We start from the raw sequence: 18,188 nt of genomic DNA, 5'->3' as shown, positions 1-18,188 counted from the left end.
CATTTTATAAGTTTATTGAAACCAAGTTGAAGGTATGTCAATGATGTTTTTAAGCAGGCTAAAAGGGAGCTTTAAAGTCTCTTTGATGATTTGGGTTTTAAACTTTGGATTATCAAGATCACCTTCAACTAAAATTTGTGTGGAAATGACACGATCTTTGCCAAGTATGATTTGGTTGATGATAGGCACTTTTGAAATAATATCTGTGACGGATTTCAGCGTTTGAAGTTCAAGTTCAAGATCAAGTTTTTTATTATCAAGGTTTATATCCCCAACACCTAAAATATCAACACTATCTCCATCAAGAGTAAGGGCTTTAATGATAATTTTATTTTTTTGCCTTTCAAAAAGCACGGCACCTTTTTGTATGCTTAAGCCTTTTTCATTAAAGGTTGGACTTTTAAAAAGCAATAAACTCGGTATAGTATCAACAAAACTAATAAGCTGATTATGAAATTTAAGCTCTTTAAAATAAGTATCATTCATGATAATCTCGCCATTAAAATGCTCAAAACCGCTTCCTTTGATATGAAGTTCAAAATTTCCTTTTTCAACTATATTTGAGCCAAAAAATTCATTAAGCATTTTATCATTTACCTTACTGATCTTGCCAACAAGTTGTTTTTCATCCTTATCAAGCTCATATATAGCCTCATTTCTTTTAGCCCTTAGGCTCATTTTTTGCTTATCCATATCAAAATGAAGCTCATCAAAGCTCAGATTCTTACTAGAATTACTTGCACTTTGCAAAATAATGCCGGAATTTAAAGCCTCAAGCTCAAGTTTAGAGCTAAGATTAACATCGTTTATTTTTTGAGTATCTTTAAGAATATAGTATAAATTTTTTATCTTCGCCTTTATCACATCTTCATTCAAGCTAATATCTAAGCTCTCGCTTGCACTTTTAATATGCGTAGTTTTAGCATCCTTGCTGATAAAAAAATCATCATTTTCATAACTTGAACCATCGCTTTTTTGCAAATCATTTTTAAAATTTGTGCCTTTAAGTTTGATTTGGAAATTAACAAAATCCGCAGTTTTTAAATAAAAATTATTCACATTTTCTATGCCAAGCTTTTGCATTAGTATTGAATTTTCTTTAAAGCGGCTTAAGGTTGAAGCGCTTAGTTCTAAACCTTGGGTTAGGTTCATATCAACATTAAAATTTTGAGCTTTTAAAAGTATATCTTGTGAATAATCAAGTTCGAGATTTTCTTGCGCGTTTTTAATATCAAGTAAATCCTTAAAATAAAGCCTTGAAATTTCAGTGTTAAAGTGAGCTTTTTTGGCATCTAAATCAAAACTTGCATTCACATCAGCTTGCAAAAAGTTGTTTTTCACCACAAATTCATTTAATTTTAAGATAGTGTTTTCAAGGCTAATATTACCTTTTTGCACCAAAAAATTTGCCATATCAAACTGAGTGTTTTCAAGATCAAAATTAGCTTTAAAGCTGATTTTTTCGCTCTTTGCGAAGGGGATGTTGATGATAAAATCTGTATTAAGCTTACCTGAAAGCTGTTTGAGTGGAAGTTTGATATCATAAAGATTGAGTATATTTAAAAGCTTTTGATCAAGCATAAGTTCATTTGACTTAATTTGTATGTAAATGCCTGATTTTGAGGCACTTGTAGGTTCATATACATAAATTTTGCTTTGACTTAAATCCTGCTTTGCAAAACTTGCCTGATCGAAGTTTAAATCAAGTCTTTTTTTATTTAAATTTAACTTCAGTTTTGGTATCAGTATGCTTTCGACATTTTTACCAAGCTTCACTTTTAAATTTTTTACCTCTCCTGCACCCTCAAGCTCTTTAATACTGAATTTTTTACCCAAATCCATAGAAGCCTTAAGATAGTTAATAGAATATAAATCGGCAATGAGTTTTTGAGAAAACCACTCATTTAGTTCTTTATTTAAACTTAAATGTTTGCCTACTGCGTGAAACAAAAAAGCCATATTGCTTGCATTAATATCTTTAAGATCAAGATTTAATTTATCTTTAGCGTAAGTAACATTAAAGTCAAAATTTAAATTTTGCGATCTTAAAACGCCTATAAAATCATAACTATCTTTAGCCGAGTTGATCAAAATCTGTCCGTCTGCACTGGCGTTATAATCCTTAAAAAACAGCTCTTTAATATTGGCTTTAATCTCTTTTCCTGTCCTATTTAATGCTAAATTTAAAGAAAACTCATCATTATTCAAAAAAAACTCATCATCTTTAAATAAAAAACGAGCATTTTGTCCGCCAAAACTTAAATTTTGTATATCAAGTTCTTGAAAAAATATATAAAGATATTCAATCTTTTGCACCGCATCAACGATTTGCGTTGAAACAGCCGAGCTTGAATTTAAATCCCCTAAATCAAAAATACTCATTTTTTTTGCTTTTATGATCAATTTTTTATCTAATTTTATATATAATTCGTCTGCATTAAAAATATGCGTTTGAAGTGTAGATATGCTAAAACCTGTCTTAAGAATAACAAAAAGGATTGCAAAAATGATTAAAACTACTGCTAAATCTGCTAAATACCACCAACTTTTTTTTATCTTCATTCAACTCTTTCTCATTTTGCTCATCGCCTTGTTTTATTATATGATTTTACCTTTTAAAAGTGAATCTGTAGTTTATATCCCTCAAGGTTCTGTGAGTAAAATTATAGCTGATTTAAATCAAAATAATTATAAAATGAGCAGGATTGATAATTTTATTTTAAGATTTTTAGGACGCCCTCAAGCAGGCTGGATCAATATCGGCACTAAGCCCCTAAATAGAGCCGAATTCTTATACAAGCTCACCGTAGCCAAAGCCGCACTTGAAAGTATTACTTTAATACCGGGCGAAACAACTTATATTTTTTTAACCCAGCTTGCCAAACAGCTTAATCTTGACCAAGAAAAACTTTTTGCAAGCTACACAACAAAAGCAACATACAAAGAAGGTTTGTTTTATCCAGAAACTTATAAAATTCCAAAAGGTATTAGTGAGGATTTGCTTATCGATCTGCTTTTAAAGCATTCGCAAAATGCTTTTAGACAAGCTTCAATGAAAATTTTTGGTGATTATAATGAAAAAAAATGGCATAATTATGTCATCATCGCTTCGGTTATACAAAAAGAAGCTGCTTCAAATGAAGAAATGCCAATCGTTGCTTCAGTCATTTACAACCGCCTTAAAATCGGCATGAAACTTCAAATGGACGGCACGTTAAATTATGGAGCATATTCACATCTTACAATTACACCTGAACGTATCAGAAACGATCAAAGTTCTTACAACACCTATAAATTTGAAGGCTTGCCAGAAGATGCGGTGTGTAATGTATCTTTGCAAGCCATTAGGGCAGCGATTTTTCCAGCAAAAAGCGAGTATTTGTATTTTATGCGAGATAAAAGCACTGGAAAGCATATATTTACCACTAATGCAAGCGATCACAATAAAGCCGTAGCAGCCCAAAGAGGAAAATAATACATACAAAAGCGAATTCGTGCTTGTTTTATTTACTTCTTAGCTGTAAAATACTTAAATATTTTATAAAGATTTATAGTCTTTTAAAAGTTGAAGCTGAAAGCAAAAACTTGGAACACTTTTTGCTTTATTTAGGACATGAATTAAAGAAATTTAAAGAAATTGAGGATAAAAAGATGATTACTCCATTTAAATCAAAAGAACTTGTTAGTAGTGCTTTAGCAGGTAGAAACCTTAGAAACCAAATGATTAATTCAAATTTAGCCAATGTTGATACACCTTTTTACAAGTCAAGAGATATAGAATTTGAAACAGCTCTTGTCAATAGAGCTAAAGAAATTTTTAAAAAAAATGATAATAAAGAACTCAAGCTCGCTCAAACAAATAGCGGACATCAAGAGCCTTGGAAATTTCCTGATCCAAATAAATCAACGATTTATCTAAGAGATGGACATTTAGCAAGAAATGACGCAAACACTGTTGATCTTGATGTGGAAACTACCGAGATGAGTAAAAACACAGCGATGATTACCGCACTTGATGGGGTATTAAGGAGACAAAGCAATATCTTTGGCTCTATCATCGATGCAAGCTCAAAGCTCAGCTAAGGAGGGGTAAATGGCATATTTAAGTGATTTTGATATAAGCGGTTATGGGCTAAGTGCGCAACGTTTTCGTTTAAATGTTATCAGCTCAAACATAGCCAATGCAAATACCACCAGAACAGCTGAAGGTGGACCTTATAGAAGAAGAGAAGTGATCTTTAAAGCCACTGATTTTAGTGAGCTTTTAAATAAACAAATCAAAGAAGATAACAATCTTTTAGAGTATGAAAACCCACTTAAAGATCCAAGCTCTCAAAAAGACGCTCATCCAGCAGTAATGAGCGTAGTCGTAGATAAAGTCGTCCGCGATGATAAGGAATTTCGTCTTAAATATGAACCCGGACATCCAGATGCAAATGCTGAAGGTTATGTAGCTTACCCTAACATCAACCCAGTAGTTGAAATGGCAGACTTAATCGAAGCAACAAGAGCTTATCAAGCCAATGTTGCAGCATTTAACAGCACAAAAGCTATCGCTCAAAGTGCCATAGATTTATTAAAAGGTTAAAAAAAAGGATAAAAGATGAACGAGATAAACAAACTTAATTCTTTAAATAGTATTTCAAATACCCAAAATTCAAACAAAGCAAATGAAGCTGGTATAGGTGATGAATTCGCCAAGCTCTTAAAAAGCTCAATCAGCGATCTTGATACAGCACAAAAAGAAGGCGAAGCAGCGATGACTGATATAGCCACAGGCGAGGTTAAAGACTTGCACCAAGCCGCCATTGCTATCGGTAAGGCTGAAACAAGTATGAAATTTATGCTTGAAGTAAGAAATAAAGCAATTAATGCCTACAAAGAAATCACGAGAATTCAAATTTAATTAATGCAAGAAGCAAATAAAACAAGAGTTTCTAAGGTTGCTTTTGCCTTTATTATGGCTTCTTTTTTTATGCTTTTATTTTTAAGCTCAACCTTTTTTCTCACTTCTAAACGCAATATCCCAAACACCGAAAAAGACCAATACGACACAGCCCTAAGGGGTAATATCATCACAAGCGATCATTTTATCATCGCTTCTTCAAAGCAAATTTATCGAGCTGAGGTTGATTTGAGGAGTTTAGATAAAGGCAAGCTTGAGCTTTTTTTAAAACTTTTTGAAATTTATAGCGGCTCAAGCAAAGCACAAATGCAAGATATCAAAAAACGTCTCGAACTTGCTTTTAAAAAAAGCACTTATAATTTCATACTTTCTCAAAATTTAGATTCAAAGCACGCAAGCTATCTTAAAGAACTTTCTAAAAAACTCTATGTGCAAGGCTTTTTCAAAGCTTTTGCAAACAACAACAATAAAGTTGAAACAAGAGGCTTAAGCATAAGTTTGCACAAAGAAGATAGAAATTATATGTCAAAAGATACCTTAACACCAGTTATTGGCTACACCAGAGCTTTTTTTGATGAAGAAAGTAAAATGCTTAAAAATATAGGCGTAAAAGGACTTGAAAAATACTATGATGAGTGCTTACTTCCTTTCCAAAATGAAAAAGTGCAAGGATTTAAAGATATAGGCGGAAATATCATTTTAAATTTAAACTCCGTGCAAAAACGCAAAATTAATGGCTGTGATTTATATACTAATCTTCACCTTAAACTTCAAAAAACTATAGAAAAAGCCATCGATCAAAGAAATGCCGATCTTAATGCAAATGAAATTATCGTCGGCGTTATGCAAAGCAATACCGGTAAAATTTTAGCCCTAGCAAGCTCAAGAAGATATGATCCAAGTAATCGCGGAAAAGATTTAAGCGTGCTTAATGCAAGTGCTGTAGAATATGCTTATGAAACAGGCTCTGTAATCAAGCCTTTTATATTCACAACAGCCTTAAGACTCAATAAACTTCAGCTTAACGAGCATATCAACACGCATAATGGTTATTACAAGCTTGGACGCTTCACCATACAAGATGATCATAAGGCAAAAAGTATGAGTGCTGAAGAAGTTTTAGTATATTCTTCAAATATAGGCATGATACAAATCGCTAAAAGACTTAGCAATTTTGAGATCGTTTCTGGACTCAAAATTTTTCGTTTTGGTGAAAAAAGTGGCATTGATCTGCCTTATGAGCAAAAAGGAGAACTGCCAAACCCTAGTCGCTTAAGAGATATAGAAAAATCCGTTTTAAGTTATGGATATGGGCTAAAAACAACTTTTATGCAACTTCTAGCAGCGTATAATGTCTTTAATAATGATGGCGTTTATATCACACCAAGCCTTGCAAATGCCTTTTATCAAAATGGTAAAAAAGTGGATTTGAGTGCTGAATTTAGTAAAGAAAAAATACTCTCAAGCACAGCTGCAAAACAAATTCAAAATATCCTCATCGCCACAACCGAGAAAGGCACAGGGCGAAAGGCTTTAACTGAAGGCATTATCATAGGTGGAAAAACAGGCACAGCAAGGATAGCTCAAAAAGGTGGCTACTCCACCACTCGATATAATGCAAGCTTTTTTGGCTTTGCAAATGACGCAAAAAACGCTTACACCATAGGCGTTTTAGTAAGAACACCTACAAAGCCTTATTCTTACTATGCTGCACAAAGTGCTTTGCCTATGTTTAAAGATGTGGTGGATATACTCATACAAGAAGGTTTTTTAGAACCTATAAAACCTTAAATAATTCTTAATCTGTGCAAGCATCCACAAGATAAATGATATGCTGCCATGCAAAATGGCTTTTGGTGCTTAAGCCTATCTCACAGGTGCTTGAGCTACTAAAACCTTTTATGATACCTTTAAAAACATCATTTCCCTCATCATCTTTTCCAAAATTTCTTAAAGCACTTTGATTAAGTTCTGGGGTTAAAAAGCCTTTGTTGCCGGCAAAACCACAACATTTTACTTTTTTATCCTCACAAATTTCAGCCCCGCAAAGTTTTGCAAGCTCAAAAATAGCACTTTCCCAAGCTAAATTTTGTTTTTTAACAAGTAAATTTTGAGTCGAGCAAGGTGCATAAAGAGCTATTTTTTCTTGATTTTGCCTAGAAAAGCTTAAATTTGAACTTAAATACTCTAAAACAAAGGCTGGCATATCAATGATATTTAATTTAAGCCCTGCCTTATTTTCATACTCCTTTGCATATTTTAAAAGCTCTAAAGAACACGCGCTATGATCGCACACTATAGGCAATTTGGCATTTAAACTTGCTTCACATAAACTTTGAAAAGTTTTAAAAGCTAAGTTTTTGGCTTCTTTTTCGTGATTTTTAAAGGCTTTTGAACAACAAAGATTGCTTAAATTTGAAGGATAGATCACACTAAAATCAGCCTTTTTACACAAATTCTCAAACACTTGGGCTATACTTCTTTGATCGGGTGCTTTTTTGCTTGGATTAAATATTCTATTTAAGCATGAACTAAAATACACCACTTGCTTTTCATTTGTTTGTGTAAGCTTGGAGTGAAGTTTGTAAGTATTTTTACTTGGAAAAAATGCACTAAGCAAAGGTGTATGACAAAGTCGGTTCAGTTTTTCACTCATACCTTGCACAAACTCAGCACCAAAGACATTTTGAGCTAAATTTGCACCACTTACACCAAAACCAGCAAGCTTAGTTGTAAAAGCCATATTTTTAGCTAAATTTGAAGCGATTTTTGAGCTTAAAAAACCCTTAACTTGACTTGCTTTTGAAGCGATTTTCGCTGTGTCTATTTCAATCGGACAAAGCGTAGCACACATAGAACAAGTCGCACAAGTTTTTACAACAAGGTATTCAAAGCCTTTTTCAAGTTCGTTAAGCTCTTTTTGTTCGCTTGGGGTGCGAGTCTTACTTTTTAAGCGAGCAATTTCTCTATATACGGCTATACGTTGGCGCGGAGTAAGGCTTAAGTCTTTGCTTGGACAAATTTTTTCACAAAAACCACACTCCATACAAGCATCTAGGTAATCTTCTATCAAATTCGCGCTGGCTGGTTTAAAATTTTTAAGATGGATATTTTGATCCTCACTGATAATGACATCTGGGTTAATGAGCTTTTTAGGATCAAAAATTTCTTTGATAGCTAGGTTGAATTTATACGCTTTTTCGCCCCATTCTTGCTTCACAAAAGGAGCCATCATGCGTCCTGTGCCATGCTCTGCTTTAATACTACCATTATAACTTACCACAAGATCAACCAAATCTTGCATGAAAATACCAAAACGCTCACTTTCTTCTTTTATACCAAGTAAGGGCGTGATGATAAAATGCACATTGCCACTTAAGGCATGCCCAAAGATAATGCCCTTAAAATTATGCTTTTGCAATAAAGCTTCAATGCCCTCAATCCCAGCTGCAAAATGATCTATCTCAAAACAAATATCCTCAGTGATAACCGTGCTTGCACTCGCCCTTGTAGCTACTGTTAAAGGAAGCAAGCCCTTACGCACCTTCCACCAAGACTCTTGCTCTTTTGCATCAAAACTAAACCGCACTCCAAAAAGGCTTTGAATACTTGCTAAACTCTGACTTATAAAAGCGATATTGTGTTCAAGTTTTTCTTTGTCATCTTCTTCAAGCTGGATCAAAATAGCACAATTTTTTGGCTTTATTTGCTTAATTTCAGCAGGCAAACTCTCTAAATTCTGCACACTTAATAAAGAAGCATAGTCCATAATCTCGGCAGCACTAACCAAATCATCATTTTGAGCTAAAATTTTTATAGCCTTAGCAGCACTTAAAATATCCTCATAAAAGATCAAAGCACAGGCTTTATGTTTAAAATCCTTCACACACTCAAGCTCAACCCTTGAAACAAAAGCCAGCGTGCCCTCAGCACCGATAAAGATATGATTAAGTATATCTTTAAGCTCTTCAAAATCAAGCAAGGCATTTAAACTATAGCCGGTGGTATTTTTAATCTTGAATTTATGTCTGATAAAACTTGAAAGCTCACTATCAGCTAAGAGTTCAGTCCTTAATGCCAAAAGTTTTTCGACCATATCTGCATAAGTATTCATAAACTCAAACACACTTTGTTCTTGCGAAGTATCAAGCACAAAGCCATTTTGCAAGATAACACGCACTGATTTGATGGTTTGATAAGTGTTTTGCTTTACCCCACAGCACATACCACTTGAATTATTTGAAAAAATTCCACCTATAAGAGCATTATTTATCGTGGCTGGATCAGGACCTATCTTTTTTGCATAAGGTTTTAAAGCTTCATTTGCACTTGCTCCTATCACACCACAATCACACCAAATCGAACTTGGCTGTTTAGTCTCATCAAAAACAAGCTTGATCGTTTTCCAGTGAGTATTACATAATACTAAAATACTATCACAACAGGCTTGTCCGCTTAAAGATGTCCCAGCTGCTCTAAAGCTTAGTGCTAAATCAAGCTCATCACTAAGCTTTAAAATTTGCACGATTTCATCTTCATGACTTGCAATAATAACTATTTTTGGGATATAACGATAACAAGAGGCATCGATACTATAAGCAAAGCAACGTAAATAATCCTTAAAAATTCTATCTCCTAAAAAAAGTTTCGCCCTCTCATAAAAAAGTTCATAAGAAGAAATTTTGAAAACAGGTTCTGCTTTACTCATACCTATCCTTTAAAAAATAATCCTTATTCATTGTAGCTTAAATCAAAATACAAGCATAAAGTATAAAAACAAAGTTTAAAAGCTTGATACTTTTTGAAACACTTCGTCTTTTTATGTGTGAATTTAGAGTGTTTTTAAAGGATTTGACAATGCTTGTTTTTTAGAGTTTTTAAAAATAAGCACAAAAATAAGGCTTAAAAATACTGCTTAATAAATTCAACAAACTCGGCACTATCATTTGGACAAGCAACGACTTTATAGTCTTTTGAGGCAATTTTTCTATACTCTATCTCAAGTTCAAAAACGGTTTCAGAACAATCTATACAAAAAGCAAGCGGATAAATCAAAGCCTCATTATCTAAATTTGCGATAATATCGCTTGTATTTGGCTCAAGCCATTTTACAGGACCAAGTTTGGATTGATAAGCAAGCTCTATCTTCTCAAAATACGGCTCAAGCTCTTTTTTAAGCGTATTAAAATGCTCATTAATGTGCTTTTCATATACATCGCCTTTTTTGATGATAGATACAGGCAAAGAATGCGCTGAAAAAATCAAATGTTTTTTATGCCCCTTTTTAAAATCCTCGTTTGCTTTTAAGATATGTTTTTTGATAAGTTCATTATAGCTTTTATCTTTATAAAAAACATCAATTTCACTGACTTTGCTTTGAATTTTAAGATCTTTTATCGCCTTTTTAAGCACTTCTAAAGATGAAGTAACTGTGGTTTGAGAATGATGCGGATAAAGGGGAAAAAGCACAAGTTCATCATCTTTGCCAAGCTTATATTTACTTAAAATTTCTTTTGCAAAAGGAGGCACATATAAATTTGCAAAATCAAAGCAAATTTTTCCTTTAAATTCCTTATTGAGCTTATCACAAAGACTTTGAGTAAGTTCGTTTAGGGGAGATTTTCCGCCTAAGTGCTTATAGTTTTCTTGCATAGCTTTAACTCTTGCTTTTGTGATACAAAATGCCACAAAAGCCCTTAAAAATTTGTTTTTAATAGTCAAGATATAAGGATCGTTAAACATATTTTTTAAAAAAAGCTCACAATCTTTTAAATTCTCAGCCCCACCCATATTTAAAAACAAAACAAGCTTCATCACTCAAACCATTTTTGCACAGCTAAGGCATCTTGTATAGTTCCTAAAGCACTCAAACGCTCCTGTTTATGCGGTATTTTTTCATTTGTTAAATTTAACTTTGCTAATTCAATAAGAGCTTCATGCTCTGCTAATAAGGGACTTTTTTCTTTGATAGGCATAGCTTTATCATTTTTAAGCAAAATAAAATCATTTAAATTCGCCTCAAAAAAGGCATTTTCAGTGATAACACTAACCCTTCTTAGTTTTTGTGTGCTATTCCAGCTTTGATGAGCATAAGCTAAAAAACCATCGCACTCACAAAGTTGTGTAGCCTCATCTTCTCTTTTTAAGTCTTTCTTATAAAGCTTTTTAAGCTCACAATGCTTAATATCTTGTCCTGATAAAAAGGCTATAAGATCAAGATCATGCACAGCTAAATCCTGCAAAACGCCCACATCGCTAATCCTTTGTGGATAAGGTGAAAAACGTTGTATATCTATGCTGATGATTTTTTCACTATGCAAAAGCTCTTTTAAAGCCACTATACAAGGATTAAACCTCTCGCTAAAGCCCACAGCTACACGAACGCCATATTCCTTAGCCAAGCTTTCAAGCTCTTTCATTTGAACTAAATTTAAAGCCAAAGGCTTTTCGATCAAAACACATTTTACACTCTTAAACACTTCTTTTGCTAAAGCTAAATGCGTCTTTGTAGGACTTGAAATGATGACAATATCTAAGTTTTGAGCTAAAAACTTGGCTAAATCGCTAAAAAAAGGCTCATTAAAATCTTGCTTCAATTCAGTATCATATAAAGCATAAATTTGAAATTGTTCATTTTTTTGAAGCTCTTTTAAATGGTTTTGCCCCATTTTACCAAGTCCGGCTATGCCTATTTTCACTTAGTTTTCCTCATTAAATGTAGCTATAACCTGCTCTTGATCGCCTTGCTTTAAAAAGGCACTCATAGGTAAGGATAAAATTTCTTCACTGACTAGCTCAGTATTTGGCAAACTTCCTTTTTTATAGCCTAAATCCTTAAAAGTAACTTGCAAATGAAGCCCCAAAGGATAATGAATAGCACTTGGAATGCCTGCTTTTTCAAGTTTAGCAACAACTTTATTTCTATCTTTTGCTCGCACGCTAAATTGCGCCCAGACACTTTTAAAGCCTTCTTTTACCCTTGGCAAAATGCAGTTTTGCAAATTTTCAAGATACACGCTAGCCTTTTGCTCTCTTAAAACAAGCTCTTCGTCTAAATGTTTTAATTTTACATTTAAAATCGCTGCTTGAAGAGTATCTAGCCTGCCGTTAAAGCCTATGTATTCGTGCATATAACGTTTAACTTGCCCGTGATTAAGATAAATTCTAATTTTTCTTGCAAGCTCATCATCATTTGTAAAAACAGCCCCAGCGTCCCCATAAGCTCCAAGTGGCTTAGAAGGAAAAAAGCTTGTGCAAGATATATGAGCTAAAGAGCAGGATTTATGTTCGTTTTGCTTTGCACCAAAGCTTTGAGCACCATCTTCGATCAAAATGAGATTTTTGTTTTTACAAAATTCTTTTAAGGCAAGAATATCAGGCATTTGTCCAAACATACTTACAGCAATTATGGCTTTAGTTTTTTCACTCACTACGTTTTCTAAAGTGTTTATATTAAGATTATAATCTTCTAAACTTATATCAGCAAAAACAGGCTTTGCACCAACAAAACTCACCATTTCAGCCGTAGCTATAAAAGTAAAACTAGGCACGATAACCTCATCTCCTGCCTTGATATTTGAGGCTAAAAGTGCCAAAAGCAAAGCTGAAGTGCCACTAGAACAGCCTATGGCGTGTTTTATACCTACATAATTGGCTAAATTAGCTTCAAATTCCTCAAGCTTAGCCCCACCTATAAAAGAAGTGCTGTGTAAGACTTCATTAATCGCTGTTTGAATTTCATCTTGATAGCTTAAATATTGTGCTTTTAGATCAATAAAAGGAATATTCATCTTTTGCCTTTAATGCTTTTAAAAACGAAATTATACCTAATTTTAAAGTATTTTTGGTATTATAATGCAAAAAATAAGGAAAAATGATGAATGTCAGGGCTGAATATTTGAATTTTTTTGAATCAAAAGGGCATAAAATAGTGCCTTCAGCACCCTTAGTGCCAGATGATGCAAGCTTACTTTTTACTAATGCTGGCATGGTGCCTTTTAAAAGCATTTTTACAGGCGAAATGCCTCGCCCTACTCCACCAAGAAACACAAGTTGTCAAACCTGCATAAGAGCTGGAGGCAAGCACAATGACTTAGACAATGTCGGCTACACAGCAAGGCATCATACTTTTTTTGAAATGCTTGGAAATTTTAGCTTTGGGGATTATTTTAAAAAAGAAGCGATTAGCTATGCTTGGGAATTTGTAACCAAAGTGCTAAAACTTCCTAAAGATAAACTTTATGTGACTGTGCATGAAAGCGATGATGAAGCATATGAGCTTTGGCAAGAACATATTGCAAAAGAGCGAATTTATAAATTTGGCGATAAGGATAATTTCTGGCAAATGGGCGATACTGGACCTTGTGGACCTTGCTCTGAAATCTTTTATGATCAAGGAGCTGAGCATTTTAACTCGGCTGAGGATTATATGGGAGGAGACGGCGATCGCTTCCTTGAAATTTGGAATTTGGTGTTTATGCAGTATGAAAGAAGCAAAGATGGCTCTTTAAGCCCTTTACCAAAGCCTAGCATTGATACAGGCATGGGACTTGAAAGAGTTACGGCTATCAAAGAGAATAAATTGAGCAATTTTGATAGTTCTTTGTTTATGCCTATCATAGAAGAAATTGCCAAGCTTTGTGGAAAAACTTATGAATATGAAAGCGGGGCAAGTTATAGAGTCATAGCTGATCATATACGTTCAAGTGTATTTTTGCTCGCTCAAGGAACAAGTTTTGATAAAGAAGGCAGGGGTTATGTTTTAAGAAGGATAATGAGAAGGGCTTTAAGGCATGGATATTTGCTTGGGCTTAAAGAACCTTTTATGCATAAGCTTGTTGATGTGGTTGTAAAACTCATGGGGGATCATTATACTTATCTTAAAGAAAAACAAGAGCTTGTTAAGGAGCAGATCAAGCTTGAAGAAGAACGTTTTTTAAGCACCATAGAAAATGGTATAGAAATGTTTAATGAAGAGCTTGCAAAAACTCAAAAAATCTTTAGCGGCAAGGTAGCTTTTAAGCTTTATGATACTTATGGTTTTCCACTTGATCTAACCGCTGATATGCTTAGAGAAAAAAATCTCAAGCTTGATGAGGCTGAATTTGAAAAGCTTATGAATGAACAAAAGCAAAGAGCAAAGGCAAGCTGGAAAGGAAGCGGAGATAAGGCTGTAAATGGGGATTTTAAGGAGCTTTTAGAACAATTCAAAGAAAATGAATTTATAGGCTATACTGAGAGTGAAAGTAAAAGTAAGGTTTTAGCCTTGCTTGATGAGGATTTTAAACAAATTTCGGGACTTAAAACAGGCATGGCTGGCTGGGTTATGCTTGATCGCACTCCATTTTATGCCACAAGTGGGGGACAGGTTGGAGATAATGGTTTTTTAGGCACGAGCAAGGTGCTTGACACTCAAAAATTCTTTGGCTTAAATTTAAGTAAAATTGAGGCTAAAGAAGAACTTAAAGTTGGCTTAAATATCAATGCAAAGATCGATAAAGAAAAAAGAGAACAAATCGCAAGGCACCATTCAGCCACGCACTTGCTTCACTATGCCTTACGTGAAATTTTAGGCTCACACATAGCTCAAGCTGGCTCACTTGTAGAGGCAAACAAACTGCGTTTTGATTTTACACATTCTAAGGCTGTAAGCAAAGAAGAACTTGAAAGAATAGAAGAGCTTGTTAATGTGATGATTAATGAAGCAAATATGCAAAAAACAGAACTGATGAGCTTAGAAAAAGCCAAACAAAGCGGAGCCATAGCTTTATTTAACGAGAAATACCAAGATGAGGTAAGAGTTGTAAGTCTTGGTGCGAGTAAAGAGCTTTGCGGTGGCACTCATGTAAAAAGCACAGCTGAAATAGGAAGCTTTTATATCACTAAAGAAAGCGGAGTAAGTGCTGGAGTAAGACGCATTGAAGCTGTGGTAAGCAAAGCAGCTTTTGCTTGGGCGAAAAAGCAAATAAATGAGCTTGAAAATGCAAAAGAAGAGCTTAAAAACAATGATATACAAGCTGGTATAAAAAGGCTTAAAAACGAACTCACAGCCCTTAAAAATGAGCTTAAAAATGCAAGCAAAAATGAGCTTGGTTCACAAGATGTCAAAGGTGTAAAAATTTGTGTGCAAGCGGTGCAAAATGGCGATATAAAAGCTATGATTGATGATTTTAAAAACGCTCATGAAAAGGCTGTGATTTTGCTCGCTCAAATCAAAGATGAAAAACTCGTCTTTGCCGCTGGAGTAAAAAACGCTAAATTAAAAGCTGGCGAGCTTGTTAAATGTGTAGCTATCGTGGCTGGAGGCAATGGAGGCGGCAGGGCTGATTTTGCTACTGCTGGAGGTAAAGACTTAAGCAAGCTTGATGAGGCTTTAAAAGCTGGATTTGAGCTCATCAAAAAAGAGCTTTAATGCTTTATCTTGCCTCAAGTTCAAGCTCAAGAGCAAAGCTTTTAAAGCAAAATAACTTCGAGTTTTCACAGCTTCAAGTTAGCTTTAATGAAAGCGGTGTTGATAAAAACTTAAAGCCAGAACTTTATGTGCAAAAAGTGCTTGAGCTTAAAGAAAAGCTTTTCTTTGAAAGCAAAGAATTTGAGGCTTTAAAAGCTCATTTTGATGAAAAAAACGATAGCATACTATTTGCAGATAGTATAGTCAGTGTTGATGATACTATACTTACTAAAGCTTATAATGATGATGAAGCCTTAGAAATGCTTAGCTTACAAAACACTAAAAAAGTAAGCATTATCAGTGCTTTAAGCATTATTTCGAGCAGAAAAATCACCACTTTAAGCCTAGCAAAACTTACACTTGCTCCTTTTGAAGAAAACGAGCTTAAAGCTTTTATCGCTTCAAAAGCCTACCTTGGCAAGGCAGGTTGTATTGAGTGCGAGGGCTTTCATAAAAAATACATTCTTAAGCTTCAAGGCGAGCTAAGCACAGCCTTAGGGCTTGATATATCCATTTTAAAGGCGTATTTATGATGAAAATATTTAAATTTTTATTTTCTTTAGTTTTACTCTGCGTTTTAGCAGGAGGCATTTATGTGTTTGTTTTGTTTTCAAATATTGGAGTTGAAAACTACATTTTTAAAGACTTTAAGCCAAATTTAACCACACAAATTTTTGATCGAAATGGCAAACTTATAGCCAATATCTTTGATAAAGAACATCGCTTTTATGCAAATTATGATGAACTTCCGCCAAGACTGATTGAAGCCTTAGTAGCTATAGAAGATACTGCCTTTTTTGAACATGATGGGGTGAATATAGACGCTATTGCTAGGGCTGTGATTAAGATGATACAGGCTGGACGAGCTGTTGAGGGGGCTTCAACACTCACTCAACAGTTTATCAAAAACACCGAACTTACTCCTGAAAAAACGATCACACGAAAGATCAAAGAAGCCTTACTCGCATACAAACTAGAAAATGAACTAAGCAAAGAGCAAATCATCGAACGCTATTTAAATCATATCTTTTTTGGGCATGGGTATTATGGGGTTAAAACTGCTGCTAGAGGGTATTTTAGAAAAGAGCTTAACAGCTTAAGCTTAAAAGAAATCGCTATACTCGTGGGCTTACCAAAAGCCCCAAGTTCCTATGATCCAACAAGAAATCTCAATCTTTCTCTCTCAAGAGCAAATGCTGTAGTGCAAAGAATGTTTAATCTTGGCTGGATCAGCGAAGCTGAATACAAACAAGCCTTAGCTGAAGTGCCAACAATTTATGATGATACACTCACTCAAAACGCAGCTCCTTATGTGGTTGATGAAGTGATCAAACGACTCAGTCCTGTTCTGCCTGATCTTAAAAGTGCTGGTTATAAAATAGAGCTTAATATAGATTTAAACGTGCAAGAACTTGCTCAAAATGCCTTAAAATTTGGCTATGATGAGATAGTAAAACGCGACAAGGACGCCAATTTAAGCATTTTAAATGGGGCTATGGTGGTTATGGATCATCAAAATGGCGATGTCTTAGCCCTTGTTGGCGGAGTTGATTATAATAAAAGTAATTTCAATAGAGCCACTCAAAGCTTAAGACAGCCCGGAAGCACCTTTAAACCTTTTGTATATCAAATCGCCATTGATCTAGGATATAATCCTATGAGCAAAGTAGCTGACATCTCTCGTGTGTTTGAAGGAGGAGAAGGCGAGAAAGACTGGAAGCCAAGCAATCTTGGTGGAAGCTTGCAAGGACTTATTACGCTTAAAGATGCTCTAACGCGTTCAAGAAATCTTGCGACTATAAATTTAGCCCTTGATATAGGACTTGATGTGCTCTATCAAAGAATACTTGCCTTTGGTTTTTCTGATAAAATTCCAGCTGATTTAAGTATAGTGCTTGGAAGCTTTGGAATTTCACCTTTAGATTTTGCTAAGTTTTATTCTATGTTTGGAAATTACGGCGTTATTGAAGAACCTCTTATCATTAAAAATGTCAAAAATGCAAATGATGAACTCATCTTAAGTTTTGAAAGCAACTCCACAAAAGTCGCTGAACCTGAACAAATCTTTTTAACGCTTGATATGATGAAAAATGTCGTCAATCATGGCACTGGTAGCAATGCTAAAGTAGCTGACATAGAAGTGGCTGGAAAAACCGGCACAAGCAATGAAAGCGTAGATACTTGGTTTGTAGGCATTACACCAGAAATCGAAGCCCTCATTTGGTATGGCAATGATAATAACAAGCCACTTAAAAGGATAGAAGGTGGCGCAAGAACAGCTGCTCCTGTGTTTAAAACTTTTTTAAGCGAATATATCAAGCTTTATCCACAAACAAAACGAGTTTTTAACGTGCCAGATAAGGTAAGAAAGGGAATATATGATGGGCAAAGTGAGTATTACACACCTAAATCACCATTCCCACAAAAAAGTATACATTCGCTTGGCGAAGATGAAATGCTGTTTTAAAAGGATTGGGTAAGAAGAAGACAGGATTAAAATGCCCCCCCCCCAAATTTTTATTAATCATTTGCCCTTTACGATAGTCGTGTAAGTGCCATAAATTCCAAGTATATTATTAGCTTCATAATCTATACTTTGAATTTGGGTGATACCGCCATTTTTAGCCGCTGTTGCAATTGAGCAATCATCAATTGCAATTAAAGCTAAGATACTCTTGCAAGTGGCTCTTCCTTCTTTAGAAGCATCTATGCTTGAAGTCGCTTCAACTGGAAGCTTTGCATTTGTAAAAGCTACACCAACAGGGTAAGTTGATGCACAAGCTGTAAAGAAACCCGTAGCTGCTGCTACAAATAAAACTTTTTTCATCGAAA

The 18,188-nt window shown here is 34.6% G+C and carries 14 protein-coding genes; 8 read left to right on the top strand and 6 right to left on the bottom strand.

The window, feature by feature from the left end; genetic code table 11:
- Window positions 1–12: 12 nt before the first annotated feature.
- Window positions 13–2,382, bottom strand: a complete 2,370-nt coding sequence (locus tag DMB91_RS01520; RefSeq protein ID WP_034906005.1) for an AsmA-like C-terminal domain-containing protein — start codon at window positions 2,380–2,382, stop codon at window positions 13–15.
- Window positions 2,383–2,506: 124 nt separating this feature from the next.
- Here DMB91_RS01520 and mltG point away from each other — a divergent pair, with 124 nt between their 5' ends.
- From mltG to DMB91_RS01495, 5 genes are all read left to right on the top strand, one after another.
- Window positions 2,507–3,475: an endolytic transglycosylase MltG gene (mltG, locus tag DMB91_RS01515; RefSeq protein ID WP_409513459.1), complete on the top strand. Its 969-nt coding sequence runs from the start codon at window positions 2,507–2,509 to the stop codon at window positions 3,473–3,475.
- A 176-nt stretch (window positions 3,476–3,651) separates the two neighbouring features.
- Complete coding sequence (gene flgB, locus DMB91_RS01510; RefSeq protein WP_034906021.1) at window positions 3,652–4,083, top strand: flagellar basal body rod protein FlgB; 432 nt, start codon at window positions 3,652–3,654, stop codon at window positions 4,081–4,083.
- Window positions 4,084–4,093: 10 nt separating this feature from the next.
- The gene (gene flgC, locus DMB91_RS01505) at window positions 4,094–4,588 is read left to right on the top strand and encodes a flagellar basal body rod protein FlgC (RefSeq protein WP_034906009.1); all 495 of its coding nucleotides are present in this window, start codon (window positions 4,094–4,096) and stop codon (window positions 4,586–4,588) included.
- Between the two features lie 15 nt (window positions 4,589–4,603).
- Window positions 4,604–4,906: a flagellar hook-basal body complex protein FliE gene (gene fliE, locus DMB91_RS01500; protein ID WP_034906012.1), complete on the top strand. Its 303-nt coding sequence runs from the start codon at window positions 4,604–4,606 to the stop codon at window positions 4,904–4,906.
- 3 nt (window positions 4,907–4,909) lie between these two features.
- Window positions 4,910–6,697 (top strand): peptidoglycan D,D-transpeptidase FtsI family protein, encoded by a 1,788-nt coding sequence (locus DMB91_RS01495; protein ID WP_034906015.1) that lies wholly within the window; start codon window positions 4,910–4,912, stop codon window positions 6,695–6,697.
- A 7-nt stretch (window positions 6,698–6,704) separates the two neighbouring features.
- Here the strand turns inward: DMB91_RS01495 and DMB91_RS01490 are convergent, their stop codons facing one another.
- From DMB91_RS01490 to DMB91_RS01475, 4 genes are all read right to left on the bottom strand, one after another.
- Window positions 6,705–9,614 (bottom strand): FAD-binding and (Fe-S)-binding domain-containing protein, encoded by a 2,910-nt coding sequence (locus DMB91_RS01490; RefSeq protein WP_143116779.1) that lies wholly within the window; start codon window positions 9,612–9,614, stop codon window positions 6,705–6,707.
- A gap of 194 nt (window positions 9,615–9,808) precedes the next feature.
- Entirely contained in the window at window positions 9,809–10,720 is a 912-nt protein-coding gene (gene hemH / locus DMB91_RS01485; RefSeq protein ID WP_034906116.1) for a ferrochelatase, read from the bottom strand.
- Window positions 10,720–11,604 (bottom strand): Gfo/Idh/MocA family protein, encoded by an 885-nt coding sequence (locus DMB91_RS01480; protein WP_034906117.1) that lies wholly within the window; start codon window positions 11,602–11,604, stop codon window positions 10,720–10,722. The genes hemH and DMB91_RS01480 overlap by 1 nt, the downstream gene beginning before the upstream one ends.
- Window positions 11,605–12,690 (bottom strand): DegT/DnrJ/EryC1/StrS family aminotransferase, encoded by a 1,086-nt coding sequence (locus tag DMB91_RS01475; protein ID WP_081946936.1) that lies wholly within the window; start codon window positions 12,688–12,690, stop codon window positions 11,605–11,607.
- A gap of 92 nt (window positions 12,691–12,782) precedes the next feature.
- On the opposite strand from DMB91_RS01475, the gene alaS reads away from it, so the two are divergent.
- The 3 genes from alaS to DMB91_RS01460 are packed head-to-tail and all read left to right on the top strand — an operon-like array spanning window position 12,783 to window position 17,823.
- Window positions 12,783–15,317, top strand: a complete 2,535-nt coding sequence (gene alaS / locus DMB91_RS01470; protein WP_034906123.1) for an alanine--tRNA ligase — start codon at window positions 12,783–12,785, stop codon at window positions 15,315–15,317.
- Entirely contained in the window at window positions 15,317–15,889 is a 573-nt protein-coding gene (maf, locus tag DMB91_RS01465; RefSeq protein ID WP_034906126.1) for a septum formation inhibitor Maf, read from the top strand. The genes alaS and maf overlap by 1 nt, the downstream gene beginning before the upstream one ends.
- Entirely contained in the window at window positions 15,889–17,823 is a 1,935-nt protein-coding gene (locus DMB91_RS01460; RefSeq protein ID WP_034906134.1) for a penicillin-binding protein 1A, read from the top strand. The genes maf and DMB91_RS01460 overlap by 1 nt, the downstream gene beginning before the upstream one ends.
- Window positions 17,824–17,880: 57 nt before the next feature.
- Here the strand turns inward: DMB91_RS01460 and DMB91_RS01455 are convergent, their stop codons facing one another.
- Window positions 17,881–18,183, bottom strand: coding sequence for a TRL-like family protein (locus DMB91_RS01455; RefSeq protein WP_034906136.1), 303 nt, complete (start codon window positions 18,181–18,183; stop codon window positions 17,881–17,883).
- Between the last annotated feature and the right edge of the window lie 5 nt (window positions 18,184–18,188).

This window comes from Campylobacter sp. MIT 97-5078 (assembly GCF_006864455.1).
In the GTDB taxonomy this organism is placed as follows: Bacteria; Campylobacterota; Campylobacteria; order Campylobacterales; family Campylobacteraceae; genus Campylobacter_D.
The sequence above is the reverse complement of the archived record's forward strand: the minus strand, read 5'-3'. Positions and strand labels throughout refer to the sequence as shown.